Origin of the sequence: Streptomyces sp. NBC_00885, assembly GCF_045207475.1 — a bacterium.
Lineage (GTDB): Bacteria > Actinomycetota > Actinomycetes > Streptomycetales > Streptomycetaceae > Streptomyces.
Window position 1 is genome coordinate 2,875,721 of the sequence record NZ_CP108796.1, and the last position, 25,584, is coordinate 2,901,304.

At 70.5% G+C, this 25,584-nt stretch carries 25 protein-coding genes; 11 read left to right on the forward strand and 14 right to left on the reverse strand.

All coding sequences use genetic code 11. The annotated features are described in order from the left end of the window. The first annotated feature begins 17 nt into the window (after positions 1 to 17). A complete protein-coding gene (locus tag OHA61_RS12580) occupies positions 18 to 1,589 on the forward strand; it encodes an alpha/beta hydrolase (protein ID WP_406303141.1) in 1,572 nt (523 codons plus the stop codon). Positions 1,590 to 1,668: 79 nt separating this feature from the next. After that, positions 1,669 to 3,264 (forward strand): alpha/beta hydrolase, encoded by a 1,596-nt coding sequence (locus tag OHA61_RS12585; protein WP_406303142.1) that lies wholly within the window; start codon positions 1,669 to 1,671, stop codon positions 3,262 to 3,264. 60 nt (positions 3,265 to 3,324) lie between these two features. Here OHA61_RS12585 and moeZ read toward each other — a convergent pair whose 3' ends face one another. From moeZ to OHA61_RS12620, 7 genes are all read right to left on the reverse strand, one after another. Further along, on the reverse strand, positions 3,325 to 4,503 hold the full coding sequence (moeZ, locus tag OHA61_RS12590; protein WP_361914778.1) for an adenylyltransferase/sulfurtransferase MoeZ: 1,179 nt from the start codon (positions 4,501 to 4,503) through the stop codon (positions 3,325 to 3,327). 64 nt (positions 4,504 to 4,567) lie between these two features. Beyond that, complete coding sequence (locus tag OHA61_RS12595) at positions 4,568 to 5,320, reverse strand: spherulation-specific family 4 protein (protein ID WP_406303143.1); 753 nt, start codon at positions 5,318 to 5,320, stop codon at positions 4,568 to 4,570. Then, positions 5,308 to 6,267 carry an NAD-dependent epimerase/dehydratase family protein gene (locus OHA61_RS12600; protein WP_406303144.1) on the reverse strand — a complete coding sequence of 320 codons (960 nt, stop codon included), beginning with the start codon at positions 6,265 to 6,267 and terminating at the stop codon, positions 5,308 to 5,310. The genes OHA61_RS12595 and OHA61_RS12600 overlap by 13 nt, the downstream gene beginning before the upstream one ends. A 152-nt stretch (positions 6,268 to 6,419) precedes the next feature. Continuing rightward, positions 6,420 to 7,802: a hypothetical protein gene (locus tag OHA61_RS12605; protein WP_406303145.1), complete on the reverse strand. Its 1,383-nt coding sequence runs from the start codon at positions 7,800 to 7,802 to the stop codon at positions 6,420 to 6,422. Positions 7,803 to 7,864: 62 nt separating this feature from the next. Beyond that, entirely contained in the window at positions 7,865 to 9,544 is a 1,680-nt protein-coding gene (locus tag OHA61_RS12610; RefSeq protein WP_406307334.1) for a DUF3492 domain-containing protein, read from the reverse strand. A 250-nt stretch (positions 9,545 to 9,794) separates the two neighbouring features. Beyond that, positions 9,795 to 11,093 (reverse strand): DUF3152 domain-containing protein, encoded by a 1,299-nt coding sequence (locus OHA61_RS12615; protein ID WP_406303146.1) that lies wholly within the window; start codon positions 11,091 to 11,093, stop codon positions 9,795 to 9,797. Between the two features lie 8 nt (positions 11,094 to 11,101). Beyond that, a complete protein-coding gene (locus OHA61_RS12620; RefSeq protein WP_406303147.1) occupies positions 11,102 to 12,067 on the reverse strand; it encodes an alpha/beta fold hydrolase in 966 nt (321 codons plus the stop codon). 123 nt (positions 12,068 to 12,190) lie between these two features. Here OHA61_RS12620 and OHA61_RS12625 point away from each other — a divergent pair, with 123 nt between their 5' ends. From OHA61_RS12625 to OHA61_RS12640, 4 genes are all read left to right on the forward strand, one after another. Further along, positions 12,191 to 12,409 carry a hypothetical protein gene (locus tag OHA61_RS12625; RefSeq protein ID WP_324983529.1) on the forward strand — a complete coding sequence of 73 codons (219 nt, stop codon included), beginning with the start codon at positions 12,191 to 12,193 and terminating at the stop codon, positions 12,407 to 12,409. A 146-nt stretch (positions 12,410 to 12,555) separates the two neighbouring features. Continuing rightward, positions 12,556 to 13,227, forward strand: a complete 672-nt coding sequence (locus tag OHA61_RS12630; RefSeq protein ID WP_324983526.1) for a TetR/AcrR family transcriptional regulator — start codon at positions 12,556 to 12,558, stop codon at positions 13,225 to 13,227. Between the two features lie 123 nt (positions 13,228 to 13,350). Further along, complete coding sequence (locus tag OHA61_RS12635) at positions 13,351 to 13,578, forward strand: DUF3107 domain-containing protein (protein WP_142213842.1); 228 nt, start codon at positions 13,351 to 13,353, stop codon at positions 13,576 to 13,578. A gap of 170 nt (positions 13,579 to 13,748) precedes the next feature. Then, entirely contained in the window at positions 13,749 to 14,018 is a 270-nt protein-coding gene (locus OHA61_RS12640; RefSeq protein ID WP_324983521.1) for a hypothetical protein, read from the forward strand. Between the two features lie 127 nt (positions 14,019 to 14,145). Here the strand turns inward: OHA61_RS12640 and OHA61_RS12645 are convergent, their stop codons facing one another. Then, on the reverse strand, positions 14,146 to 14,871 hold the full coding sequence (locus OHA61_RS12645) for a ferritin-like fold-containing protein (protein WP_266487158.1): 726 nt from the start codon (positions 14,869 to 14,871) through the stop codon (positions 14,146 to 14,148). Between the two features lie 488 nt (positions 14,872 to 15,359). On the opposite strand from OHA61_RS12645, the gene OHA61_RS12650 reads away from it, so the two are divergent. Beyond that, complete coding sequence (locus OHA61_RS12650) at positions 15,360 to 17,240, forward strand: DEAD/DEAH box helicase (protein WP_406303148.1); 1,881 nt, start codon at positions 15,360 to 15,362, stop codon at positions 17,238 to 17,240. A gap of 111 nt (positions 17,241 to 17,351) precedes the next feature. Continuing rightward, positions 17,352 to 18,203: an alpha/beta fold hydrolase gene (locus OHA61_RS12655; RefSeq protein WP_406303149.1), complete on the forward strand. Its 852-nt coding sequence runs from the start codon at positions 17,352 to 17,354 to the stop codon at positions 18,201 to 18,203. Here the strand turns inward: OHA61_RS12655 and OHA61_RS12660 are convergent. Continuing rightward, a complete protein-coding gene (locus tag OHA61_RS12660; RefSeq protein WP_406303150.1) occupies positions 18,194 to 19,093 on the reverse strand; it encodes an NYN domain-containing protein in 900 nt (299 codons plus the stop codon). The two genes, OHA61_RS12655 and OHA61_RS12660, sit on opposite strands and share 10 nt — an antisense overlap. A 173-nt stretch (positions 19,094 to 19,266) precedes the next feature. Between OHA61_RS12660 and OHA61_RS12665 the strand changes: the two genes are divergently transcribed. Further along, positions 19,267 to 19,419 carry a hypothetical protein gene (locus OHA61_RS12665; protein ID WP_186356920.1) on the forward strand — a complete coding sequence of 51 codons (153 nt, stop codon included), beginning with the start codon at positions 19,267 to 19,269 and terminating at the stop codon, positions 19,417 to 19,419. Positions 19,420 to 19,499: 80 nt separating this feature from the next. Here the strand turns inward: OHA61_RS12665 and OHA61_RS12670 are convergent, their stop codons facing one another. From OHA61_RS12670 to OHA61_RS12685, 4 genes are all read right to left on the reverse strand, one after another. Further along, positions 19,500 to 20,105, reverse strand: coding sequence for a MarC family protein (locus OHA61_RS12670; RefSeq protein ID WP_266487152.1), 606 nt, complete (start codon positions 20,103 to 20,105; stop codon positions 19,500 to 19,502). Positions 20,106 to 20,149: 44 nt separating this feature from the next. After that, a complete protein-coding gene (locus OHA61_RS12675; protein ID WP_406303151.1) occupies positions 20,150 to 21,013 on the reverse strand; it encodes a PHP domain-containing protein in 864 nt (287 codons plus the stop codon). An 81-nt stretch (positions 21,014 to 21,094) separates the two neighbouring features. After that, on the reverse strand, positions 21,095 to 21,733 hold the full coding sequence (locus tag OHA61_RS12680; RefSeq protein ID WP_324983508.1) for a DUF6758 family protein: 639 nt from the start codon (positions 21,731 to 21,733) through the stop codon (positions 21,095 to 21,097). A 101-nt stretch (positions 21,734 to 21,834) separates the two neighbouring features. Then, positions 21,835 to 22,431, reverse strand: coding sequence for a suppressor of fused domain protein (locus OHA61_RS12685; protein ID WP_406303152.1), 597 nt, complete (start codon positions 22,429 to 22,431; stop codon positions 21,835 to 21,837). Between the two features lie 442 nt (positions 22,432 to 22,873). On the opposite strand from OHA61_RS12685, the gene OHA61_RS12690 reads away from it, so the two are divergent. After that, positions 22,874 to 23,989 (forward strand): magnesium and cobalt transport protein CorA, encoded by a 1,116-nt coding sequence (locus tag OHA61_RS12690; protein ID WP_361908922.1) that lies wholly within the window; start codon positions 22,874 to 22,876, stop codon positions 23,987 to 23,989. A 13-nt stretch (positions 23,990 to 24,002) separates the two neighbouring features. Continuing rightward, entirely contained in the window at positions 24,003 to 24,515 is a 513-nt protein-coding gene (locus OHA61_RS12695; RefSeq protein WP_324983499.1) for a hypothetical protein, read from the forward strand. A 209-nt stretch (positions 24,516 to 24,724) separates the two neighbouring features. On the opposite strand, the gene OHA61_RS12700 is transcribed toward OHA61_RS12695, so the two are convergent. After that, a complete protein-coding gene (locus OHA61_RS12700) occupies positions 24,725 to 25,489 on the reverse strand; it encodes a hypothetical protein (protein ID WP_406303153.1) in 765 nt (254 codons plus the stop codon). Between the last annotated feature and the right edge of the window lie 95 nt (positions 25,490 to 25,584).

The following is a 25,584-nucleotide window of genomic DNA, read 5'->3' on the forward strand; positions in this document are numbered from 1 at the left end:
CGGCGCACGATGGGAGCATGCCCCGTTCCTCCGTCGTCCGCGCCGCCGCCACCAGCGCCTGTGCCGCCGTGCTGCTGGCCGCCGCCGGGTGTTCCGACGACGGCGGCGGCAAGGGCAAGGAGTCGGACCAGGACCGGGCGAAGGAGCTCGCCTCCCAGGAGCTGGACTGGCAGGCGTGCCCGGCCCCCTCGGACGCGGAAGGCGGCGGCACCGCGCCGTCACCGCTGCCCGGCGGCACGGTCTGGGAGTGCGCCTTCATGGACGCCCCGCTCGACTACGCCAAGCCGGGCGGCGACACCATCGAGCTCGCTCTCATACGCGCCAAAGCCCGCGACCAGTCCAAGCGCATCGGCTCCCTCATATTCAACTTCGGCGGACCCGGAGGCTCCGGGGTCGCCGGCCTGCCAGCAGCCGCGGCGGACTACGCAGCCCTGCACACCCGTTACGACCTGGTGAGCTTCGACCCGCGCGGGGTCGGCCGCAGCGCCGCGGTGGAGTGCAAGGACGACAAGCAGCTCGACGCGTACTACCAGCAGGATTCGACGCCCGACGACGCCTCTGAGGAGAAGACCTTCGCCGAGGGTCTGAAGTCCTTCGCAGCGGCCTGCGAGAAGAACTCCGGGGACCAGCTGCCCTACGTCGGAACCGTCAACGCCGCCCGCGACCTGGACCTGATGCGCCAAGTCCTCGGCGACGACAAGCTCTACTACTTCGGCATTTCGTACGGCACCGAACTGGGCGGCGTCTACGCCCACTTGTATCCCACCAAGGTCGGCCGGGCGGTCTTCGACGCCGTCGTGGACCCGACCAAGAACTCCGAAGAGGGCTCCCTCGGCCAGGCGAAGGGCTTCCAGCTGGCCCTCGACAACTTCGCCCAGGACTGCGTGAACCGCGGCGACAAGTGCCTGTTGCCCGGCTCCACCGCGAAGGAGGTCGAGGCCTGGATCATCGCCCTCCTCGACGAGCTCGAGAAGAAGCCGATCCCCGCCAGCGGCGACCGGATGCTCACCCAGAGCCAGGCCACCAGCGGCATCGCGCAGGCCCTGTACTCCAAGGAGTACTGGCAGTACCTGGAGCAGGGTCTCGACGAGGCCGACGGCGGCAACGGCGGGCTGCTGCTCGCACTCGCCGACTCGCTTAACGGGCGCGGCGACAACGGCCACTACAGCAATATCCAGGCGGCGAACGCGGCCATCAACTGCGTCGACTTCAAGGACCGCTGGACCCTGGAGCAGACGAAGGCGAAGCTCCCCGAGTTCCGCCAGGCGTCCCCCGTCTTCGGCGACTACCTCGGCTGGGGTCTGATGGGCTGCACGGAGTGGCCGCTGCCGGGCACTTGGGACACACCCGATGTGTCGGCCCCTGGCGCACCGCCCATCCTCGTCATCGGCAACACCGGCGACCCGGCGACCCCTTACGAGGGGGCGAAGGCGATGGCCGACGCCCTCGGCAAGGGGGTCGGCATCGAGCTCACCTACCGGGGTCAGGGACACGGCGCGTACAACGGCGGCAGCGCGTGCGTGCAGCGAGCGGTGAACTCCTACCTCCTGGAGGGCAAGGTGCCTGCCGCGGGCACGGTGTGTCAGTAGCCCTGCCCAGGATGCCGGCACGGTCTGTCAGTAGCCCCGCCTAGGATGTCGAAACAATCTTCGAAGCGCGGGGGCACGTATGACGATTCGGGTACGGGCGGGGGCACTGGCCGTGAGCGCGCTGCTGGTGGCCGGTCTGGCCGTCGGCTGTGACAGCGGTCAGGACAAGGCGGGCGACGACCGCAAGAACACGGCCGGGCCCTCCGCCTCGCATAACTCCCCGGGCGAGGCTGCTCCGAGCACTCCGCGCGAGCCGGTTCTGCCCGCCGCTCTCACCGGCCAGAAGCTCGACTGGAAGCGCTGCGAGGCGCCCGTGAAGGCCTCGGGCAGCAATGCGAAGAGACCGGGCGGACAGTGGCAGTGTGCCCGGCTCAAAGCCCCCCTCGACTACAGGAAGCCGACCGGCGAGACCATCGGGATCGCCCTGATCCGCTCGAAGGCCGAGGACGGGTCCAAGCGGATCGGTTCACTCCTGTTCAACTTCGGCGGTCCCGGCGGCTCGGGTGTCGGCGCGCTGCCCGGCGCGGCCGATCAGTTCAAGACGCTGCACAGCCGCTACGACCTGGTCAGCTTCGATCCGCGCGGTGTCGCCGAGAGCGCCGAGGTGGCCTGCCGGGGTGACAGGGAGATCGAGGCCGCGCACCGGCTGGACTTCACCCCCGACACCCCCGCGGAGGAGAAGGCGTACATCGACAACTCCGTGGCCTTCGGCGCCGGCTGCGCCAAGAAGTCCGGCCGGGTGCTGCCGCATGTCGGCACCACCAACGCTGCGCGCGACATGGATCTGATCCGCCAGGTCCTCGGCGACGCCAAGCTGCACTACCTCGGTTTCTCCTACGGCACCGAACTGGGCGGTGTCTACGCCCACTTGTTCCCCAGGAACGTCGGACGCCTCGTTCTGGACGCCGTGGTCGATCCCACCGCGGACTACGCCGGGCACTCGCGCGGCCAGGCGCTGGGCTTTCAACGTGCCCTGGAGAACTACTACAAGAGCCGGGGCATCAGCGCCAAGGACGGCACCGAGCGGGTCGTGAAGCTCCTCGACAGGCTGGACCGCAAGCCGCTGCCCACCGACGAGGGGCGCACGCTCACCCAGAGCCTGGCGCTCACGGGGATCGTCCTCCCGCTGTACTCGAAGGACAGCTGGCCCTACCTCACCCAGGCGCTGGACGAGGCGGAGAACGGCGACGGCACGCGTCTGCTGATCATGGCGGAGGCGTACAACAGCCGTGACCGGACAGGCCACTACAGCACCCAGGACCACTCCCAGCGCGCCATATCCTGCGCGGACACCAAGGGCCGGGTCACGGCCGCCGAGGTCAGGTCCCGTCATCTCGCCGAGTTCACCAGGGTGTCGCCGGTCTTCGGCCCGTATCTGGCCTGGGACCTGGCGGGCTGGTGCGCCGAGTGGCCTGTCCCCGGCGAGTCCGACACGCCCGAGGTGGCCGCCGCGGGCGCGGCGCCGATCCTGGTCGTGGGCACGACGGGCGATCCGGCGACTCCGTACGAGGGCGCGAAGAAGATGGCGGACGAGCTCGGTGCGGGCGTCGGAGTGCTGCTCACCAACAAGGGCGAGGGCCATGGCGCGTACGGCAACGGGGCGTGCGTGACGCGGACGGTGGACGCGTATCTGCTGGACGGCAAGGTCCCGGCGAACGGCAAGACCTGCTCGTAGCGGCGCAGCGAAAAGGCCCCGGACCAAGCGCTGCGGTCCGGGGCCCTGCACACATCCGCGTCAGTAGATCGGCTTGTCCGGCTCGATCTGGTTGACCCAGCCGATCACGCCGCCGCCGACGTGCACCGCGTCCGCGAAGCCCGCGGACTTGAGCACGGCGAGGACTTCCGCACTGCGGACACCGGTCTTGCAGTGCAGGACGATGCGCCTGTCCTGAGGCAGGTCCTGAAGGGCGGTGCCCATGAGGAACTCGTTCTTCGGGATCAGCCTGGCGCCGGGGATCGAGACGATCTCGTACTCGTTGATCTCACGGACATCGATGATGTCGATGCTCTCGCCGTCGTCGATCCACTCCTTGAGCTGCTTGGGAGTGATCGTCGAACCGGCCGCCGCCTCCTGGGCCTCCTCGGACACGACGCCGCAGAAGGCCTCGTAGTCGATGAGCTCGGTGACGGTGGGGTTCTCGCCGCAGACCGCGCAGTCCGGGTCCTTGCGGACCTTGACCTGGCGGTACTGCATCTCCAGCGCGTCGTAGATCATCAGTCGGCCGACCAGCGGCTCACCGATGCCCGCGAGCAGCTTGATGGCCTCGTTGACCTGGATGGAGCCGATGGACGCGCAGAGCACACCCAGCACGCCGCCCTCGGCGCAGCTGGGGACCATGCCCGGCGGCGGGGGCTCGGGGTAGAGGCAGCGGTAGCAGGGACCGTGCTCGGACCAGAAGACGGAGGCCTGTCCGTCGAAGCGGTAGATCGAGCCCCAGACGTACGGCTTGTTCAGGAGCACGCACGCGTCGTTGACCAGGTAGCGCGTCGCGAAGTTGTCCGTGCCGTCGACGATCAGGTCGTACTGGCTGAAGATGTCCATCACGTTCTCGGCCTCGAGCCGCTCTTCGTGCAGGACCACATTCACGTACGGGTTGATGCCGAGCACCGAGTCCTTGGCGGACTGCGCCTTGGAGCGGCCGATGTCGGCCTGGCTGTGGATGATCTGGCGCTGCAGGTTCGACTCGTCGACCTCGTCGAACTCCACGATGCCGAGCGTGCCGACACCGGCCGCGGCGAGGTACATCAGGGCCGGCGAACCCAGGCCGCCGGCGCCCACACACAGCACCTTGGCGTTCTTCAGCCGCTTCTGCCCGTCCATCCCGACATCGGGGATGATCAGGTGGCGGGAGTACCTGCGGACCTCGTCGACGGTGAGCTCAGCAGCTGGCTCTACCAGGGGTGGCAGCGACACGGGGACTCCGTTGCGTCGATAAGTCAGTACGGTTGTTCTCCCGGTAACACTGCCACGGCCCTCCTCATTCCGAGACACCCGGTCCGATCCGCGAGACGATTTCGTCCCAGTAGCCGGGCAGTGCCTCGAATGGGCTGGTTTGTCCCCACTGGTCCGTGCGATCGGTGAAGAAGATCGTCCCGGCGCCCTGCCAGCGGGCGATTCGGGTGGCTTCCTCCAGGTGCGTGCGCGGCACCCCGTGCACGAAGTGCACAAAGCGCTCCGCCGGATGGTCCGCCGTCCACTCCGCCACCTGTGACCAGCGGTAATCCGTCCACGGCCCGGAGAAGGTGACCAGCTGGTCGGCAGCTTCCGCGTAGCCCGGGTACGGATGCGAGCCGTGCCCGAGGACGAGATGGCCGCCGTCGAGAACGGCCTCCAGCGTCGCCGTCGTACGCCGCACCTCCTGCAGGTCGGCGCGGTCCGTGGGGCAGCGGTCCAGCAGGAAGCCGTCGACCCGGTACCACTCGAGGTAGAGATGCGCGTCGGAGACGAGATTGCCGAAGGAGCGCGAGCCGTGGGCCATGTCGAGATGGCCCAGAACTCGCACGCCCGCATTGCGCAGCTTGCCCGCGGCCTCCAGGCAGTGCGGGTCGGGGCGGTCCCCGGGCCCGCCGTCGACATTGAGGACGACCCAGTGCAGGGGGGTTCCCGGGCGGGTCAGTTCGGCCCATTCGACCGGGGCGAGCAGCGGGTGGGCATAGCCGGGGATGCCGAAGCCGAGCCTCTCCGCGCCGGTCGCGGAGAGCTTGGTGCCCGTGGTGGTCAGATGCGGCATGCCGCCTCCATCCAGATGTCGGCGAGGGACTCTTCGAGGTTGATGCGGGGGCGCCAGCCGAGGCGGTCGCGGGCGGTGCGCACATCCGCCTGCTGCCAGCTGCCACAGCCGTCGGGGTAGGGGGCCGGGTTCGCGGAGAGCTGCTCCAGCAACGCTTCGGAGCGGGGGGCTCCGATGGAGGGGCGGCCGGGGGGCGCGTCGAGCTCGTGCAGCGCGCCCGCGTAGCCCGCGACCCGGGCCAGGACCGCGGCCGCGTCGCGCAGTCGTACGGCACGTCCCGTACCGATGTTGACGACGCCCTGAGCGGCGGAGAGCGAGGCGGCGTGCACGGCGCGCGCCACGTCCCGCACGTCGACGAAGTCGCGCTGCACGCCGAGGCCGCTGAGCTTCAGCTCACCGTCGCCGGACTGCATCGCGCGGCGCATCGCCTCGGCGAGACGGCCGAGCGGTGAGCCGGCCGGGGTGCCTGGGCCGACGGGCGAGAAGACCCGCAGCACGACGGCGTCCAGGCCCGCGCCGAGTACCAGCTCGGTGGCGGCGAGCTTGCTGACGCCGTACGGGCCGCCCGGGCGCGGAATGGCATCCTCCGCGGTCGACGAACCCTGCTGGGACGGACCGTACTCGGAGGCGCAGCCGAGCTGGACGAGCCGGGCGCCGCAGCCGCTGCGTCGCAGGGCCTCGCAGACGGTGGCGACGGCGACGGTGTTGTGCCGGGTCAGCTCGCGGGCGCCGCCGCGGGTGGCGCCTGCGCAGTTGATGACGACGCCCGGATGGACGGCGCCCAGGAAGCGGGTGAGCGCGCCCGGGCTGCCTCCGGCGAGGTCGAAGCGTACGTCGGCGTCGTCACCGCGCCCGAGGGCGGTCAGGTGCACGGCGGGGTCGGCGAGCAGCCGGTCGGCGACGAAGCGGCCGAGGAATCCATTGGCACCGAGCAGGAGCACCCTCATCGCGCGGCCCCTGTGTGCCGACGGGCCTCTGTTGGGGGTTGAGGGGTCATGTCGCTTTCTCCTTAAAGGTGTTGCTGTCGGTGCGGAAGGGGTGTCGGAACCCGTGGCGACACGGGTGCCGGATGCGCCCGCGATGTCGGCTACGCGGGTGGTCAGACGGTGTGCGCCGAGGCCCGGGACAGGGCAGCGGTGGCATGGGCCAGCAGGCCGAGCACAGCGGCCGAGCAGGCGATGGCAGGTGGGGCACCGGCGCCCCAGGCGCCTACGGCCGCCTCGACGGGACGCGCCAGGACCTCGCAGCCGGGCAGGCGTCCGGCCAGCAGGAGCGCGGGGGCGAGGGCCTCGGCACCGCAGGCGACGGCGAGTCCCGCGGACGCGGACGCCGGGTAGCCGTGGACGATCAGCAGCCTGGCCAGGAAGAGCAGGGCGCCGAGGGCGACGGCGGGGACGAGGGCCTGATGGGGAAATACCAGGCCGGCCAGGACGAGGAGCGCGCCGAGGGCAGCGACGTACAGGGCGACGACTCCCAGCAGCAGCGGGCGCATCCCGGACGCGAACTCCTCCAGGCCCCGGCTGCCGTCCAGCCTGCGCCGTGCCTGTACGGAGAAGAGGCGGGCGCACCCGGCCGCGGGGGCGACGGCGAGGGCGAGCCCGACGAGCGGGGCGGCGCTCAAGGGCAGTGGGCCGTCCGGGCCCCCGGCGACGATCTCGTCGAGGAGGCCTTCTCCGTACGCCGCGTACGCCAGCAGCCAGAGCGTCCACAGGCGTACGGCGGGGACCGTGCGCCCCTCGGCGCGCAGGGGTCCGCGCCGCAGACACAGTGTGAGCGCGACGGCGACGCCGATCGCGCCAGCGGCGCCGACGGCGATCGGGGCACCTCCGTCCATCGCCTGCGCAACGGTGAGAGCGAGCGCGCAGACGGCGCCCGGCAGGATTGTGAGGAGTGCGCGCCCGGCGGCTCGGGGGCGGCGTCCGTCGCGCGCCTGGGCCGCGCGCGCCGGACGGCCGGCCCCGTCCGCCGGCTCCGCTCCCCGCGGCACGCGGGCGTACAGCTCCTCGGCGAGCGAGAAGACGTCCCGGTGACGGAAGCGGGCGGCGGTCCGGTCGGTGATGCCGTGGGCTTCGAGACCCGCGGCGATCTCCAGGGGGTCGACGGCACGCTCGCACAGTTCCCGGTGGCGGTGCATCAGCGCCTTGACGGGGTCGGCGGGGCCGCGGCGGGGGGCGGGAGGCTTGCGTGTCTTCGCCGGCTCGTCATCCCTGGTGTCGGCGAGGTGGGCGCCGCCACGGCTGTCCCGCGCGGCGGCGTCGGCAGCGGCGCCGACGGGCGGCCAGGCCCCGTCGAGGGCGGAGGGCTCCTTGGAGAGCCGGGCGGAAGACCCGCTGCCGGTGCCTGTGGTGGTCCCGGTCGTCCGTGAGCTGCCGGACGTTCCGGTGCTCGGATCGGGGCCGGCGGCGCGTGGAGGGCTGCCGGGGCCCCAGTCGTGCGCGGCGCCGAGGATGCTCACGTGCTCCTCTGCACGCCGGGTACTCACGTGCTCTCCTGTTTCCCGAGCGTCCGACGCGCCCCCCGCGCTCTCCGTGATCCGCGACGTACTCATGCGCGCGCCTCCTTCGGGGTCACGGCCGCGCCGACCAGGCCGCCGATCCCGTCCTGTCTGTCCGCCCAGCGCGGGGTGCGACCGCCGGACGCGATGCCGCCACCCGTCCAGTGGCCCGGGACATGCGCCTCGGCGGGGTGGGCGAAGGGCAGCGGCTCGCCGTCCTCGTCGACGGCTTCGCGTTTCACCGGGGAGTGCGAGATCAGCTCCAGGTAAATGCCGCGAAATGCCGTCAGGTTCTGCTCGATCGTGAACAGTTCGAGTGCGCGGGCGCGTGCGGCGGCGCCCAGCCGTTCCCGGCGCTCCGGGTCGCGCAGCAGCGCGAGGCAGGCGTCCGCGAGCGCTCGCGGATTGCGCGGGGGCACGACCAGGCCGGTACCGCCGATGACTTCGACGACTGCGCCGACGTCCGTCGACACCGTCGCGCGGCCGCAGAACATCGCCTCGACAAGGCTGATCGGGAAGCCCTCGACGACGCTGGACAGGACGACCACGCCGCCGGACGCGTAGGCGTCGGCGAGTTCGGGGGCCTCGGGCCCGCCGATCTCCTCGAACGAGACGGGGTTGTCGCCCACGGCGTGCGCGTCGGCGGCCTCGTCGGGGAAAAGCTGGGCGGCCAGCGCCTTGCAGTGGGCGAGATACGTCGCGGCCTCGGGCCCGTGCACCGGCGCCCCGAACATCCTCAGCCGCGCCTGCGGCTCCTCCTTGCGCACCTCGGCGAAGGCGTGGAGCAGCGCGATGAGGTCCTTGGCGGGCTCGAACCTGCCGACCCACACCAGGGTGTGCTCGTCACCACTGTCGTCGCCGTCGCCGACCGCGGCGAACCGATCCGCCTCCATGCCCGGGTAGACGGTCCGCAGCTTGGCGCGGTCGGCGCCGCACTTCTCCTGCCAGCGCCGGGCGTGCGTGTTGCCGGGGGTGATCACGGAGGCCTGGGCGTACACCTCGGCCGCGAGTCGGCCCTGGAAGGCGGCGAGCAGCGCGCGTACGGGCGCCGTCAGCTCGCCCTCGCTCGCGGCCAGATAGTGCGCGCGCAGCTGAACGCCGTACTCCGTGACCAGCAGCGGAACCCCGAAGAAGCGTTTGGCCAGCAGGCCGGACAGTGCCGCGGATCCGCCGGACGCGGCATGGCAGAGGTCGACGGCTCCGAGCCCGTCGTCGCCGTACCAGTCGAGCGAGAGCGGGCGCAGGGCGCGCTCCAGCTGGTCGGCGAAGGCAAGGTAGTCGGGGACGGTGGCGGCGTGTACGGTGCGGCGCGCGCCGGGGGCGCGGCAGGCGGCTTCGAGGGCGCGCACGGCCAGTTCGGAACGGAGCGCGGCGTAGAGGCCACCACGTTCGCGGGCGAGTTCGGCGAGGCCGTAGAGGCCGTCCGCGAAGCCTTCGCCCGGTCCGCAGATGGCCGCGGCAAGCTCCGTGAAGTGGCCGACGAAACGCCGTCGTTCGCGTCTGCCATATGTGTGCCCGTCGTCCTCGGGCGCCCAGAGCGGGGCGGTGCGCACGCGCTGCACCTGCGCCGGAAGCCGGATCCAGCCGTGGTCTTCCTGCTGTGCGCTGCGGCTCAGCGCGTAGATGTCGAACTCGTGCTGCGCCAGCCCGCGCACAAGCCTGTCGCACCACAGCCTGGATTCACCCGTCGCATACGGATAACCACCGTCCGTAAGCAGTCCGATCCGCACGAGCACACCCCCGATCTCCCTTGTGGGCGGCCGCCGTTGGTCCGGCGACTCGCAGCGTGACGACGTTAAGCCGGTACGACGGTGGCGCGACGGACGGTTGTCCATCGCGCCACCGGAAGGGGTGAATGCACGTAACTTTCGCGTGCCGGTTGCGTTCTGTCGCGCTACGGTGCGGTTTCAGTAAGGAACCCAGCTGCCTCTGCCGACGCGCCGGGCGCGGAGGGTGAGACACCGGTCCCGCACGGCGGACTCAACTGCCGGGGTACACCCAGGGGTTGGGCCTGCACTTGATGCCGTTGATGTCGAGCGACTTGGTCTGCTGCTGCATCACCGGCGCGAGCGCTCCCGGCGTACGGCAGTTCACATGGTCGTGTCCGAGCCGGTGCCCGACCTCGTGATTGATGAGCATCTGACGGTACGTGAGCATCGCCTGGGGGCCGTATGTCTCGGATCCCTGGGCCCAGCGGTACGCGTTGATCATCACGCGTTCGGTCTGCGCGGAATCGCAGGAGACATTGCCCTCGGCCGTATCAAGCCCGGATTTGTCGCACCACTCGTGCGTGGTGCCGGGACTGGCGAGCGTGATGACGAATTCGGGATCGCCGGAGGATATCCGCTCGAAGGTCATCTCCCCGTCGTGCGCCCAGCTGCGGTCGTCGTTCAGGGTTGCCTGGACCGCCTTGGCGAAGAGCGCTCCGTCGAGTCCGAGGCCTTGTTCGACATCAACCCGGTAGCGGATCTTGCGGCCCTTGCCGGGCGCCTCGTCGAAGCCGGGGACGGCCTCGAACTTTCCGCTCGCCTTCAGCTTGGGGGCCATCGCGAACCGTGTGGCCATCAGTTGCCCGTACGAGACCGGGGCCGCGGGAGCGGCGGCCCCGCCCTTCTGCGGGGCCTGCCGGTTCTCGGAACGGGAGGCCGGGCTCTCGGCGCCGCCGCGGTCCTGGTCCGCGGACCGGGCGCTGGAGTGGCCGTGATTGTCGGCCGCCACCTGGCCGGCCACGACGACCGCGAGCACGGTGGTCACCGCGGCGGCGGCGATCCCGGTGAACGTGCGCCCCTTGCCGCCCTTGGCGGGCCGCTCCTCGGACGCGCCGTCCTCGTCCGCGCCGTCCATGTACGCGTCGAAGGCCGGGTCGGGCTCGACGTCCCAGGACGTGGTCGCGGCGTACGGATCGCCCTGCGGCCTCCTGCCCTGCTGCCTGCCCACCTGGGGCTGGTCGAAGGCCTCGACGAACTCCCGTCGCGGGCCCGGTATTCGCGCCCCGCCGGCCACCGTACGAGGCGGCTGCGGCGTCTGCCCCCGCTGCCCGCCCGGGGCACCCTGCCAGTTCTGGTACTGCTGCAGTACGCCCCAGCCACCGCCCGGCTCGCGCTGCTCGGGGTGTCCGCCCCTGGCCTGCGGTATGCCGTAGCCGGAAGGGGTGTGCTGCTCGGCACCCGGCGCGGCGGGGCGGCCACGCCGCCCACCTGCCCGATCTGTCCCTATGCCGGATGTGCTGTCCGAATCGGAGCCCTTGGGTGCGGGGCCCTTGCGACTATGTCGTCCCACGCCCCGGATCAGCTCCCACCGCAGTCGTCGAGCAGCTCCCGGATGGCCAGGGCGACCGTTTCCGGGTACTCCATCATGGCGACGTGCCCCGCGTCCGGGAGTGTCAGCAGCCGGGAGTCCCGGAAAGCCGCCGCCGCTTTGCGCGCCATACGGTACGCGACGAGCTGGTCGCGTCCTCCGTACACCAGGAGCGTCGGCGCGAGCACCCGCTCCGCCTGCCGCCACAGTCCGTGCTGACCGCCCAGGGTGTACGCGTCGACGATTCCGCGCGCAGAGCGGGCCATGGCGTCCCAGAAGTACGGGAGCTGTATGCGCCGCTCCATCTCTTCCACAGCATTGCGCAGCGCCTCGTCGGTGACCCGCGTGGGGTCGCCGTAACACAGTTCGAGCACGCCTCTTGTGCGTTGCTCGGCCGACCACTCCTTGGTGAGCCTGGTGAAGAGCGAGACCACACCGGGCAGCGCCAGCAGCGCGGTGGGCACGGCCGAGCGCTGGACGCGCAGCTCGGGAAGAGCGGGCGAGATCAGGGTGAGCGTGCGCACCAGATCGGGTCTGACGGCAGCGACTCTGGTGGAGACCGCACCGCCCAGCGAGTTGCCGATCAGATGCACGGGCCCGTGCCCCGCGGCGTCCAGAAAACGGATCACGGCCCGGGCGTGTCCCGTGAGCGAGTAGTTGCCGTCGTCCGGCGGCGGGGAGTCCCCGAAACCGGGCAGATCCAGCGCCTCTCCGTCCACGACGTCCTCGAGCAGGGGCATCAGCGCGGACCAGTTGAGCGAGGAACCGCCCAGGCCGTGCACGTACAGCGCGTGCGGCAGCCCGGAACGTGCCGGGGGACGGGATCTGACGTTGAGCGTCAGACCGGGCAGCGTTACGGAGCGAAGCTCCTCCCCCTCGGCGACCCGTACGGTCGCGACCTTGGGGGCCACGGCAGCGGTCGCGGCGCGGACTCCCGGCAGCTCGGTCGAAGACATGCGGCAATGTTACGAGACGATCACGCCGTGGTTCGTGTGTTCGGCATCACACATCGCATAGCGCCGCGATTCAGTAGCTCCTACGCTCGTAGGAAAGGCGCTCTCCATGGAAAGCGGTGCCGCATGGCTGTCGATCCCACCGACCCGGAAACTTTCGAAGAAGACGACCAGGCCGCCGCACTCGACGAGGAGGTCCCGGAGGCCGATGCGGTGGAACAGCTCAAGGACCTGCAATCCGAGCAGGACGACCAGGTCAGCCCCAATGGGCTGGACTCGGCGAACGTGGCCGACGCCGTGGAACAGGCCCGGGTGGTGGCTCTCGACGAGGACGACTACCGGTGACCTGCCCCTGATTGCCCCCGAGTAGGGAGCTACCGCGACTGTCCGGTCCGTGAAATTCTGCGCTCGCAGCACGCACAGCCGGGTTACCCAAAAGTACGATGGCGGCGCTGCGCACAGCGCGCACGGAACGATTTTTGGGAGGCGGCGTGACAGCCATCGAGCAGACAGAGGCAGCGCGCCCACGGGGCACACGCCTGCCACGCCGAGCCCGCAGGAACCAGCTTCTGGGCGCTGCCCAGGAGGTTTTCGTGGCCCAGGGCTACCACTCGGCCGCCATGGACGACATCGCCGAACGGGCAGGCGTCAGCAAGCCGGTGCTCTACCAGCACTTCCCGGGCAAGCTCGAGCTCTATCTCGCGCTGCTCGACCAGCACTGCGAGTCGCTACTGCTCGCGGTCCGTACGGCGCTCGCGTCGACGACCGACAACAAGCTGCGCGTCGCCGCCACCATGGACGCCTATTTCGCGTACGTCGAGGACGAGGGTGGTGCCTTCCGGCTGGTCTTCGAGTCCGACCTGACCAACGAGCCCGCTGTCCGCGAGCGCGTGGACCGGGTCTCGCTCCAGTGCGCCGAGGCGATCTCGGACGTGATCGCCGAGGACACGGGGCTGTCCAAGGAGGAGTCCATGCTGCTGGCGGTGGGCCTCGGCGGGGTCTCGCAGGTGGTGGCCAGGTACTGGCTCTCCAGCGCTTCGGCCATTCCGCGCGAGACGGCCGTACAGCTGCTGACCTCGCTTGCGTGGCGGGGCATCGCGGGCTTCCCGCTGCACGGCACCGACCAGCACGCAGGGCAGGGCACGGACCAGCAGGGAGACTGACCGGCCGGTGTTCGCTCCTGGCGTTCACCTCGGACGCCTGCCGGGTCCGTTCGCCGGGCTAGTGTGTGCTGCGTACGGCGCGGCTGACCGCGCAACGCACTGACCGTTCGGAGGGACATAGCCGTGGAGGTCAAGATCGGCGTGCAGCACGCGCCCCGGGAGATCGTTCTGGAGAGCGGGCAGTCCGCCGAGGAGGTCGAGCGCGCGGTGGGCGACGCTCTGGCCGGCAAGGCGCAGCTGCTCAGCCTCTCGGACGACAAGGGCCGCAAGGTCCTGGTGCCGGCCGACCGGATCGCGTACGTCGAGATCGGCGAGCCGGCGGTACGGCGCGTTGGCTTCGGCGCGCTGTAGGGCGCCGGGACGTCACTGAAGCAGTACTACTGAAGCAGCACGAAGAGGGCCCGGCGGGAATTCCCGGCCGGGCCCTCTTCCGCTGCTCAGAGAGGGTTGTACTCCACGACGGCCGGGTAGTACGGGCTACGACCGATTTGCCCGCACCGGCATCCGTGAGGTGATCAGCAGTGCTGCTGGAAGCGCTCGGTTCAGTCCTGCTCGGACTCGCCCTCGCCTGGGCCGCTGTCCGGCAGCTGCCGGACCGTCTCCCGTCGCGCCGCGTGGTGCTCATCTCAGGTCCGCTCGGAGCCCTGTTCGGCGCGTACGTCACGCATGCGGCGCTCGGCCCGGGGCACACCCTGGCGGTGCTGGTGGGCGCGGTGGCCGTCGGAGCCGTACTGCTCTCACTGCTGATCAGGCCGTCGACGGGCCGGCTGCGCCGGGCGTTCCCTTTCTGAGGCCGCCCGAAGCGGCTTCCGCGAAGCCCGAGGAGCCGCGGAAGCCGCCGAAAGCTCCGGAGTCACCCGAGTCGCCGGAGTCCTCCGAGTCGAGCGAGCCACGCAAGCCGCCCGAGTCGACCGACAGTTAGGCCGCCAGCCCCAGCGCTGCCATGCGCTTGGTGTGCGCCTCGGTGATCCGGGAGAACATCCGGCCCACCTCCGCGAGGTCGAAGCCGCCCGCCACACCGCCCACGAGCATCGTGGAGAGCGCGTCGCGGTCAGCCACCACCCGCTGCGCCTGCGAGAGCGCCTCGCCCATCAGCCTGCGTGCCCACAGCGCGAGGCGCCCTCCGACGCGCGGCTCGGCCTCGATCGCGGCGCGCACCTTCTCGACCGCGAAGTTGCCGTGGCCCGTGTCGTCGAGCACGGCGAGCACCAGCCCGCGGGTGTCGGTGTCCAGGCGGGCCGCGACCTCGCGGTAGAAGTCGCTGGCGATCGAGTCGCCGACGTACGCCTTGACCAGGCCCTCGAGCCAGTCGGACGGCGCGGTCTGGCGGTGGAAGTCGTCCAGGGCCTGGGCGAAGGGCTCCATCGCGGCGGTCGGCTCGGCGTCGATGGCGGTGAGCCGGTCGCGCAGCTGCTCGAAGTGGTGGAACTCCGCGGAGGCCATCTTCGCCAGCTCCGCCTTGTCGCCGAGCGTCGGTGCGAGCTTGGCGTCCTCGGCGAGCCGCTCGAAGGCCGCCAGCTCGCCGTACGCGAGCGCGCCCAGCAGATCCACGACGGCGGCGCGGTACTGGGGGTCGGCGGACGCCGTTGCCCAGTCCTGGGCGGCGATTCCGGTGGGTTCAGTGGCGTTGTCAGGCGTCTCCATGAAGCGCACAATAGCCCGCTCACCGCAGGGCGGAAGGGCCTGGTCAGCCTTGCCCGTAGTGAGGTTCCTACGAATTCGCCCAACACACATGCGCGATTCCGGGGTACAGTGGTAATGCGCCTGTCGAGCGTTCTAGCTACTCGATGGGCGATCGCATGTATGACTGGGGAACTTGTTCCCCAGAGTCCCCTTGAGGATGCCCGGTCGGTGGCACGATCGGCTCCGAACCGACCGCCCTCCGCGCGGACCGTGCGCACAGTTGCGTACGACCGCAGATGAGGGGCCCCCTCAGCGGCATGACGCTCGAGCGACGGCAGTGGTCCCGCGCCATCCGGCCAACCCACGGCCGGCCCAGTACCCAGGTGCGGTACGACCCCCATCGTTCGCCTCGTGCCGCGTCTCACAGAAGAGGCAGCACCCTGACTACGACTTTCCGGGATCTTGGGATCCTCCCCGAGACCGCCGAGGCCCTTGAGGCCGTCGGCATCATGTCCCCCTTCCCCATCCAGGAGATGACGCTCCCCGTCGCCCTCACCGGCACTGATGTCATCGGCCAGGCCAAGACCGGCACGGGCAAGACCCTCGGTTTCGGCCTGCCGCTGCTTGAGCGCGTCACCGTCCCCGCGGACGTCGAGGCAGGCCGGGCGAAGCCCGAGCAGCTGACCGACGCCCCGCAGGCTCTGGTGGTCGTCCCCACCCGCGAGCTGTGCACACAGGTCACCAACGACCTGCTGACCGCCGGCAAGGTGCGTAACGTCCGCGTGCTCGCCATCTACGGCGGCCGTGCGTACGAACCCCAGGTCGAGGCGCTCAGGAAGGGCGTCGACGTGATCGTCGGCACCCCGGGCCGGCTGCTCGACCTGGCCGGCCAGAAGAAGCTCGACCTCTCGCACGTGCGCGCGCTCGTCCTCGACGAGGCCGACGAGATGCTCGACCTGGGCTTCCTGCCCGACGTCGAGAAGATCATCCAGCTGCTGCCGCCCAAGCGCCAGACGATGCTGTTCTCGGCGACCATGCCGGGTGCGGTCATCGGCCTCGCCCGCCGCTACATGTCGCAGCCCACACACATCCGCGCGACCTCGCCGGACGACGAGGGCGCGACCGTCGCGAACACCGCGCAGTACGTGTACCGCGCGCACTCCATGGACAAGCCGGAGATGGTCTCCCGCATACTGCAGGCCGACGGCCGCGGGCTGGCGATGATCTTCTGCCGCACCAAGCGCACCGCGGCCGACATCGCCGAGCAGCTGCAGACCCGCGGCTTCGCCTCCGGCGCGGTCCACGGCGACCTCGGCCAGGGCGCGCGCGAGCAGGCGCTCCGTGCCTTCCGCAACGGCAAGGTGGACGTCCTCGTCTGCACCGATGTCGCCGCGCGCGGCATCGACGTCGAGGGTGTGACGCATGTCATCAACTACCAGTCGCCCGAGGACGAGAAGACCTACCTCCACCGCATCGGCCGCACCGGCCGCGCGGGGGCCAAGGGCATCGCGATCACGCTGGTCGACTGGGACGACATCCCGCGCTGGCAGCTGATCAACAAGGCGCTGGACCTCGGCTTCAGCGACCCGGTCGAGACGTACTCGACGTCGCCGCACCTGTTCGAGGAGCTGAGCATCCCGGCGGGCACGAAGGGCGTCCTGCCGCGCGCCGAGCGCACCCGCGCCGGTCTTGCGGCGGAAGAGGTCGAGGACCTGGGCGAGACGGGCGGCCGCGGCCGCAAGTCCGCTCCGGCCACCGAGGAGCGTGGGCCGCGCGCGCCGCGCACTCCGCGACAGCGCCGCCGTACGCGCGGCGGCTCGACGCCGGAGACGGTGGAGCCGACGACCGAAGCGACGACCGAGACCGCGGAAGCCCCTGCGGAGCCCCGCACTCCGCGGCGCCGCCGCCGCACCCGGGTGGGAGCGGCAACGGCCGTGGACACGGTCGAGTCGGTCGACACGGTGGTCGAGGCCGAGCCCGAGGTCGTGGCGGAGACCAAGCCCCGTCGCCGGTCGCGTGCCGCGAAGCCGGTCGAGGCCGAGGTCGACTTCCAGATCGCACCCGCGACCGAGCCGGAGGCGGAAACCAAGCCCCGCCGCCGCACCCGCGCCGCCAAGCCGGTCGAAGCCGTCGAGGCTGTAGCAACCGAGGTCGAGGTGGAGACCAAGCCCCGCCGCCGCACCCGTGCCGTCAAGCCGGTCGAGGCCGAGGTCGACTTCCAGATCGCACCCGCGACCGAGCCGGAAGCGGAAACCAAGCCCCGCCGCCGCACCCGCGCCGCCAAGCCGGTCGAAGCCGTCGTGACGGCCGTGGCTCCGGACGCCCCCGAGGCCGTCGCGAAGCCCCGCCGCCGTACGCGCACGGTGAAGGCAGCCCAGCCCGAGAGCTGACGCACCAACCCGATGGCCCGGTCCCCTTGCGGGGGCCGGGCCATCGGCGTGTGAGACGCGGGGGCCGGGGCGGAGCACCTGTCGAGGGCGGGGCCCCGTTAGCCTCGTCGCATGAGCCGGCCGCCCACCTTCACCCCGCCCCCCTGCGCCCTCCCCCGCGATCTTTCCACCGCGCGCGGCGCGTTCGCCGTGCTCGACGCGCGGCCGAGCGGTCAGGCCCACAAGGGCACCGCCCTCCTCCTGCCCGGGTACACCGGGAGCAAGGAGGACTTCATCGCGCTGCTCGAGCCTCTCACCGTGGCCGGTTACCGCGCAGTCGCCGTCGACGGGCGCGGCCAGTACGAGACCGACGGCCCCGAGGACCAACAGGCTTACGCCCAGGCCGAGTTGGCTCGCGACGTGCTTGCCCAGGCCGAGGCGGTCCAGGACGGCCCGGTCCATCTCCTGGGGCACTCGCTCGGCGGACAGATCGCCCGCGCCGCCGTCCTGATCGCCCCCGCCCCCTTCCGCACCCTGACCCTCGTGTCCTCCGGGCCCGCACAGATCTCGCCCGCCCAGCAGCAGAAGGTGAAGATGCTCAGCGACGCGCTGTCGGTGATGAGCATGGACGAGGTGTGGCAGGCGATGAAGGCGCTCGACCCGCCCGAGGACGCGGACAGGGACCCCGCCAACGGCGAGGACCTGCGCCGCCGCTGGCTGCGGCACAACCCGTCCCAGTTGATCGCCACCGGCCGCGCCCTGACCGTTGAGCCCGACCGGATCGACGCCCTCGCCGCCGTACAGATGCCGAAACATGTGGTGTCGGGCGAGCGCGACGACACCTGGCCCCTGCCGCTGCTGGACGAGATGGCACGGCGTCTGGACGCCCGCCGGACGGTCATCGCCGGAGCCGAGCACTCACCGAACACCGGCCGTCCCGCCGAGACGGCGGCAGCCCTGGTGTCGTTCTGGGATCAGTACTGAGCCTGCAGGTGCTGCCAGAACCCGTCCCGCAGTGCCCGCCTCAGCACCGCATGCCCCCGTAGCGAGCGCTGCAGGACCCGCTCCGCCTCGATGAGCAGGTCCTGGTCCACCGGACCGGGCAGATAGGGATGGCCGGGCAGCAGCTCCGCCATCGGCTCCCGCCCCCGCTCCCCCAGCCATGTCGCCGCGATCTGCGCCCCCACGAAGCGCACCTCGTCGCGCGACGGCGGCGGAGCGCCCTCGTTCTCGTACGTCGTCACCGGGCGGCGGGTGATGTAGGGACGGCAGAAGTCGAGGTCGAACGTCCGCTGGCTGTCGACCTCCCACAGCAGCGGTTCGGCCTGATTGCGTCCCTCCCCCGCCTCGATGCCCCACAGATGGACCCGCGCCCCGTACCCCTGCGCCGCCTCGACCGCCGAGACCAGGTCCTCGTCTCCGCCCACGAGGGCCGCGTCGCTGATCGCACGGTGCCGGGCGAGTGACTCCAGGTCCGTACGGATGAGTGAGTCGACGCCCTTCTGCTGGTTGTTCGCGTTGAGATTGCCCAGGCGCACCTTGACGTCCGGCAGCTCGGCGATGGACTGCTGCTCGGGGGTGTGGATACGGCGGCGGGCGCCGTCGTACCAGTACACCCGCAGCAGTCTGCTGTCCGCGAAGATCGTGCGGGCCTTGTCGATGAAGGCCTCGATCAGCCCCTCGGCGTCCAGGTCGAAGGAGCGCCGGTCCTCGGTTCCCGCCACAAGCAACCCGGCCGCAGCATAGACGTAACCGGCGTCCACGAAGATGGCATGTGTCGAAGGGGTCTTGGCGACCTCGGCGAGCATGCGATGGAGCAGCTCGTTGGTGCGCTCCAGGCGGGCGCTGATCTCGGTGATCTCTGCATCGTTCATACGAGGCTCATTCTCCGTGGCCCCGCCTCTACCTGCCAGTAGTTAGGCATCCAAAAAATTTCCTTAGCGTAGGGAATGTTTGCAGGGTGCATACCGTTGAACCACTACAGAACGCCGACGGGCAACCGTCGCCATCAGTTCTCCAGCAGGAGGATCAGACGAAGGGAGAAGCCTTGCGCTTCGAAATCATGCGCCTCAACGACGTCGACGGCACCGCCGTGGACAGCACCGTCGTTGACGCCGCCTCCGTCAACCGGATCGTGCAGCAGGCCGCTTCGATCGGCCAGCGCATCTACATCCGACCCGCCGAAACCACGGCCTCGTAACGCTTCATGACGTTGTGATGTGACGCACCGCGCCCCCGTACGGATCGCCGTACGGGGGCGCACTGTGTTGTGGCGGCGGCTCAGGAGCTCTGGATCACCTGGGTGATGCCGTTGATGATCTGCTGCACGGCGATCGCGGACAGCATCATGCCCGCGAGCCGGGTCACCAGCACCACGCCGCCGTCCTTGATCAGCCGGATGATCAGCAGCGAGTAGCGCATGGTCAGCCAGAGCACCACATGCATCGCGACGATGGCCGCCCACACGGACACCTGCTGGGCGGCGCCGTCGGCATGCTGCACGGCCAGAATCACCGAGACGATCGCACCGGGCCCGGCGAGCAGCGGCATGCCCAGCGGTACGAGCGCGACATTGACGTCCTTCGTCTGCTGGGGCTCGTCCGTCTTGCCGGTCAGCAGGTCGAGCGCGATGAGCAGCAGGAGCAGACCTCCCGCGATCATCAGCGCGGGCACGGAGACATGCAGATAGTCCAGGATCTGCTGGCCGAGGATGCCGAAGACGGTGATCACGCCGAAGGCGACGGCGACGGCCTGCCAGGCCATGCGGCGCTGCACCTTGGCGGGCCGGCCGGAGGTCAGCGCGAGGAAGATCGGAGTGATCCCGGGGGGATCCATGATGACAAAAAGAGTCAGGAAGAGAGAGCCGAAAATGGCAGCGTCGAACACAGTGAGGGCCTAGCGAGAAGAGGAACAGAGGGAGGGCGAGGAGACTACGCGGAACGTCCGCCCGTGCCCGGCACCGGGAAGGCGCCCGTCGCGCGGCGCGTGATCTCGCCGTAGATCTCCGGGTCGGTGGTGAACTCCCCGAGCCGGCACGTCTTGCGGCTGCCGTGGTAGTCGCTGGATCCGGTGCCCAGCAGGCCGAGGTCGGCGGCCAGTGAGCGCAGCCGGGCGCGCGCCGCCTCGTCGTGGTCGATGTGGTCGATCTCGATGCCGTCGAGACCTGCCGCCGCCAGTTCCGCCATGGCGCTCTCGGGCACGGTACGGCCGCGCTTGACGGCGAGCGGGTGCGCGAAGACCGTGACGCCGCCGGCGGCCTTGACCAGCCGGATCGCCGTGAAGGGGTCCAGCTCGTGCTTGGTGATGTGCGCACGGCCGCCGTCGGCGATCCACTCCGTGGTGAAGGCGTCGGAGACGGTGGGCACGACGCCGAGCTCGACCAGCGCGGACGCGATGTGCGGGCGGCCGACCGAACCCTCTCCGGCGATACGGGCGACCTGCGACCACTCGACGGGGACACCCAGCTCCTGGAGCTTGGCCACCATCGCCCGGGCGCGCGGCACCCGGTCGTCCCGTACGAGCTCACGCTCGCGCAGCAGGTCCGGCTCGTCGGCGTCGAAGAGATAGGCCAGCAGATGCAGGCTCACCCCGTCGATACGGCAGGAGAGTTCGGCGCCGGTGACCAGGGTCAGGCCCTCGGGGAGCGCGGCGATCGCCTCGGCATGGCCGCGGGTGGTGTCGTGGTCGGTGAGCGCGACGACGTCGAGTCCGGCCGCTGCGGCATTGCGTACCAGCTCGGCCGGAGTGTCCGTGCCGTCCGATGCCGTGGAGTGGGTGTGCAGATCAATGCGCACGACGCGTGACTCCAGGGACGGAAGACGGACAGGGGACGGTCAAGTGTATCGGGGTTTCGAACGCCCCCGGTCAGCCCCGGTTCACGACAGCAGGCGGGGCGACAGCGCCCCACAGGGCAGCAGTTCCACCTCTGCGCCCGCGTCCCGCAGATCCGTCAGCACCAGCTCGTCGTACATGAGCAGCCCGGACTGCTCGGGCCAGACGATCGCCCAAAGCCACAGCCCGCGCGCCTCGCCGGCGAACACCGCGCGGTCGTCGGGCGCATCGGCGACATGCCACAGCGGGGTGGGGCGGCCGGCGGCAAGGACCTTGGCCTGTGACGGCTTGTCGACGCAGATGTGCGGGCCGGGGTCGGGGCCGTCCATCCCCGCGTAACGCGCTCCGAGGCCGACGCCCAGTTCCTCGGCGACCAGCAGGAGTTCACCTATGCCGCCGAGGGGGCCGGGGCCCGAGCAGGCCACCGCGGTCGCGCGGCCTCCGCTGCGGTCGTCGCCCGCGTAGGCGACACCGGTGTACAGCCAGCCGACGGGTAGCGGCCAGGGCATCCAGACAGGGACTTTCGCGCGGTGCACGACGACACCGAGGGCCTCGACGCTGGGCGGGATCACCGGCTGCAGCGGGTGCACGGCACCGTGCACGTCGCACTGCCAGGAGTCGGCAAAGAGACCGGGCGCCCTGACCCGGCCACCGCACTTCGGGCAACTGGGTTCGCCCCTCATAGCGCCCCACGGTCCTCCCCGGCCGTCGTCGCGTCAAGGACGATCACCCGTCCGGCGTGTGCTCCCATCGGCTTTCGGCAGTCCGGCGTTCAGTCGGAGGTTCAGTCCAGAGTGACGGACCTGCGCAGCGGATCGCGCAGGTCCATGCCGTGCGTCAGCCAGCGCTCCTGGAGCTCCTGCGCGCCGTGCACCCGCTTCCAGGCCGCCTCGTTCGACGTCATCGGCAGCAGCGGCAGAAAGCGCACCGGGTCCATCGGGGCATCCAGTTCCAGATCCTCGACAAGGCCGCCCGGCTCCGCGACGAGCACCGAGCTGAAGGGCGCGGACGGCCACAGCGGATCTCCGACGTCCAGCGAGGCGCCGGGGGCCACCACCACGCCCTCGACCTGTGGTGACGCGGCGAGCACGGCGAGCGGACGCAGCACCTTGTCGGTGTCGGCGAGCCCGCCCCGTACGGAGAGGACCAGCTCCGCGCGCGGACCCTTCACCGGGTCGGCGAGGGCTGACGTGGGGTCCGTCATCGGGTGCGCGGACATGCCAAGAGTGGCGAAGCGAACGATGTCCCCGTCGCCGTCGCGGTCCATGAACCGCAGCACCTCGATGCGGTCCGTACCGAGGAAGGTCACCGCGGCGCGCGCGTCCGGTTCGCCAAGTGCCGTGCGCAGCCTGGCCTCGACCAGAGCAAGAACATCTTCCATGTCGCGAGCATAAAGCGCGTATGGAACGGGCAAAACAAGGGATTGACCCTCTGTCGGCTGATAGTCTTGGCCGCTGGTCGGGACGGCACGCTGATGGGGACACCCCCAGGCGGAGCTCTGGGGGAGTCGCTCTTAAGTCCCGACGACACGTCATCCCCTACGGGGGACCGGCCGGAGGAGGTGGGGTCTGCGGTGGATCGAAGTCGACCGTGCAGTACCAACCGCTCTTCCGCACAACACCTCTCTTGGTGATCTGAGGCCTTCCCGCACGGGGCCCGCGGCTTTTCGCACGACGGAAGAGCACTTCGTTTTTGCCTGTCTGTAGCGAACGCCGTCACCGCGAATCCCGCGGTGCCGCCCGCTTTGCGGACGTATGCATCACGTCCCCATTCCGGGCTGTGCCACGCCACTCGCCGACGGCCTCTCCGTGAAGGAGCCCGCCATGTCGATGATCCGTGACCTGCGCGCAGCAGTGCGCCCGGCCCTGCGCAAGAGCAGCACCCCGTACAACACGTACGACACCACCCGCGACCCCTCCGCCTCCAGCGCCGTCGTCGACTGCGCGGTCTACCGCGACGGGAAGCGGCTGGACACCGGCGTCTGCCAGACGCCGCACGAGGCGATGCTGCGGGTGCGCGAGGCGGGCGGCTTCGCGTGGATCGGGCTGCACGAGCCGACGGAAGCCGAATTCGCGGGTATCGCGGCGGAGTTCGGGCTGCACCCGCTGGCCGTCGAGGATGCGGTCCACGCCCATCAGCGGCCCAAGCTGGAGCGGTACGACGACACGCTGTTCACCGTCTTCAAGACGATCCACTACGTCGAGCACGCCGAGCTCACGGCGACGAGCGAGGTCGTCGAGACCGGTGAGGTGATGTGCTTCACCGGCCGGGACTTCGTCATCACGGTGCGGCACGGCGGCAAGGGCTCGCTGCGGGCACTGCGGCACGGGCTGCAGAAGGACACCGAACTGCTCGCCAAAGGGCCGTCGGCGGTGCTGCACGCCATCGCGGACCATGTCGTAGACGGCTACATCGCGGTGGCCGCGGCGGTGCAGGACGACATCGACGAGGTCGAGATCGATGTCTTCTCCGCGCCCGCGAAAGGCAGCCCGCGGGGCAGCGACGCCGGCCGGATCTACCAGCTCAAGCGTGAGGTGCTGGAGTTCAAGCGGGCCGTGTCTCCGCTGCTGCGGCCGATGCAGCTGCTGAGCGAGCGGCCGATGCGGCTGGTCGACCCGGACATCCAGAAGTACTTCCGCGATGTCGCCGACCACCTTGCCCGGGTGCAGGAAGAGGTCATCGGCTTCGACGAGCTGCTCAACTCCATCCTCCAGGCAAATCTGGCGCAGGCGACGGTCGCGCAGAACGAGGACATGCGCAAGATCACCTCCTGGGCGGCGATCATCGCGGTGCCGACGGCGGTCTGCGGCGTGTACGGCATGAACTTCGACCACATGCCGGAGCTGCACTGGAAGTACGGCTATCCCATGGTGCTCACCGGCATCATCGGGCTCTGCCTTGCGATCCACCGCACACTCAAGCGCAACGGCTGGCTGTAGATAGGCTGCCCGCATGACAGAACAGCTGCTCGGCCAGGCGCTCGTCGAGGAGGCCACGAAGAAGTCCGGCCTCATCTGGGTGCGCGGCGGGGGTCCCGCGCGGGCCCTGTGGCACGTCTGGCACGAGGGCGCCGCGCATGTCGTGGGCGACGGGCCGGGCGAGCAGCCCCTGCCTGAGCTGGCGAACGGCGCGACGGCCGAGGTCACGGTCCGCAGCAAGGACAAGGGCGGCCGCCTGATCGCCTGGACGGCGACGGTGAGCGAGCTGGAGCCGCACTCCGAGGCCTGGGAGTCGGCCGTCGCCGAACTGAAGGGCAAGCGGCTGAACGCGCCGGACGCCGAGCAGATGACGGAGCGCTGGGCACGTGAGTGCCGGGTGCTGCGCCTGGAGCCGCAGGACGCGAAGACCGACTTCCCGTCCGGCTCGGGAGCGGCGGCGCCGCTGCCGACGACGGCGACGACGCGCCTCCCGGTGCCTGCGGGGCTGCCGCGGCTGCTCCTGAAGCGCAAGCGGAAGAGCGGCTAGCCGGCCAGGCGCGGGCGGCTAGGCGCGGGCGGCTAGGCCGTGTTTGAGAACTCCCGCCCGGCCCGCGACGCCTGGCACGCACACTCGCTGCGTTGTCGGAGTCATCCAAGTACGTCCAGTACGAGGATGATCCTCCGCCTTGCGATTGCACGCACCAGACGCCGCGAGCCCCGCCCTACGGGCGGACGGCGCTAGTCCTAAAACACGGCCTAGTCGCTCGTCTTCGGGAGCTTCTGGCCGTAGTCGACCGTCTCGTCCTTCGACGGCGCCGCCAGCGCGAACTCCTTGTCCCAGTCCCCCAGCGTCAGCACACCCGCCCCGCCCGCCCGCGCGAACTGCAGCGGATACGGCTTGCCCTCCAGCGAGACATCGAGCGTGCCGCCCGTGCCCTCGCCCGCCAGGACCTTGATCGTGCGCACGCCGCCCACCTGCGTACGGTCGCCCTTGCTGAGGTCGCCCTGCATCCCGAGCAGGCCCTCCAGCAGCACATCCATGTCCGTGAAGCCACGGAACTGCTTGTACGCCGGGTCCCCCTTCGGGACCTTCACGTACTTGTCGTTGAGCTTGCCCGCCGCCTCCGAGTCCGTGGTGCCCGGCTTCTCGTCGCTCTCGCCGTCCACGTGGGTCCAGAAGCCCGCGTCGGCCTTGAGATAGAGCGCGTCCCCGATCCGCAGCAGCTCGAAGGTGTTGTCCTTCGAGGTGACCGAGCCGGTGCCGCCGTCGTGCTTGAGGCGCATGTTGAGCTTGTACGTGCCGCCCTTGCTGACCAGCGTCCCGGAGAGCCGCACCGACGTGGCCGCGTCCGCCGTCGCGCGCGCCTTCGTCTCGATCTCGGCCGCGGAGAGCTTGGCGATGCCGTTGGTCCCCGCGTCCGGGTCCTCGCCGCACGCCGTGAGTACCGCGGTCAGCACGGCGCAGAGCGCCACGGAGAGCGCGGCCCGGCGGGCCCGGAGAACCGGAGGGAGGGGAGTCACAAGCGCACTGCCTCTCATCTGCTTGTCGTGGTGGCAGGTCGCAGCGTACCCGTGCCGAGGGCATCGATCGGAAGGGTCCCGTCCGGACGTCCAGC

Excerpts from the sequence above, each read along its gene's own strand:
- OHA61_RS12620 (WP_406303147.1), bottom strand. The coding sequence starts at position 12,067 with ATGTCTTCGACCGAGCTGCCGGGAGTCCGCGCCGCGACCGCTGCCGTG.
- OHA61_RS12695 (WP_324983499.1), top strand. The coding sequence starts at position 24,003 with ATGACAGAACAGCTGCTCGGCCAGGCGCTCGTCGAGGAGGCCACGAAG.
- OHA61_RS12625 (WP_324983529.1), top strand. The coding sequence starts at position 12,191 with ATGGCTGTCGATCCCACCGACCCGGAAACTTTCGAAGAAGACGACCAG.
- OHA61_RS12690 (WP_361908922.1), top strand. The coding sequence starts at position 22,874 with ATGTCGATGATCCGTGACCTGCGCGCAGCAGTGCGCCCGGCCCTGCGC.
- OHA61_RS12645 (WP_266487158.1), bottom strand. The coding sequence starts at position 14,871 with ATGGAGACGCCTGACAACGCCACTGAACCCACCGGAATCGCCGCCCAG.
- OHA61_RS12680 (WP_324983508.1), bottom strand. The coding sequence starts at position 21,733 with ATGAGGGGCGAACCCAGTTGCCCGAAGTGCGGTGGCCGGGTCAGGGCG.
- OHA61_RS12650 (WP_406303148.1), top strand. The coding sequence starts at position 15,360 with ATGTCCCCCTTCCCCATCCAGGAGATGACGCTCCCCGTCGCCCTCACC.
- OHA61_RS12595 (WP_406303143.1), bottom strand. The coding sequence starts at position 5,320 with ATGCCGCATCTGACCACCACGGGCACCAAGCTCTCCGCGACCGGCGCG.
- OHA61_RS12685 (WP_406303152.1), bottom strand. The coding sequence starts at position 22,431 with ATGGAAGATGTTCTTGCTCTGGTCGAGGCCAGGCTGCGCACGGCACTT.
- OHA61_RS12655 (WP_406303149.1), top strand. The coding sequence starts at position 17,352 with ATGAGCCGGCCGCCCACCTTCACCCCGCCCCCCTGCGCCCTCCCCCGC.
- OHA61_RS12600 (WP_406303144.1), bottom strand. The coding sequence starts at position 6,267 with ATGAGGGTGCTCCTGCTCGGTGCCAATGGATTCCTCGGCCGCTTCGTC.
- OHA61_RS12580 (WP_406303141.1), top strand. The coding sequence starts at position 18 with ATGCCCCGTTCCTCCGTCGTCCGCGCCGCCGCCACCAGCGCCTGTGCC.
- OHA61_RS12660 (WP_406303150.1), bottom strand. The coding sequence starts at position 19,093 with ATGAACGATGCAGAGATCACCGAGATCAGCGCCCGCCTGGAGCGCACC.
- OHA61_RS12585 (WP_406303142.1), top strand. The coding sequence starts at position 1,669 with ATGACGATTCGGGTACGGGCGGGGGCACTGGCCGTGAGCGCGCTGCTG.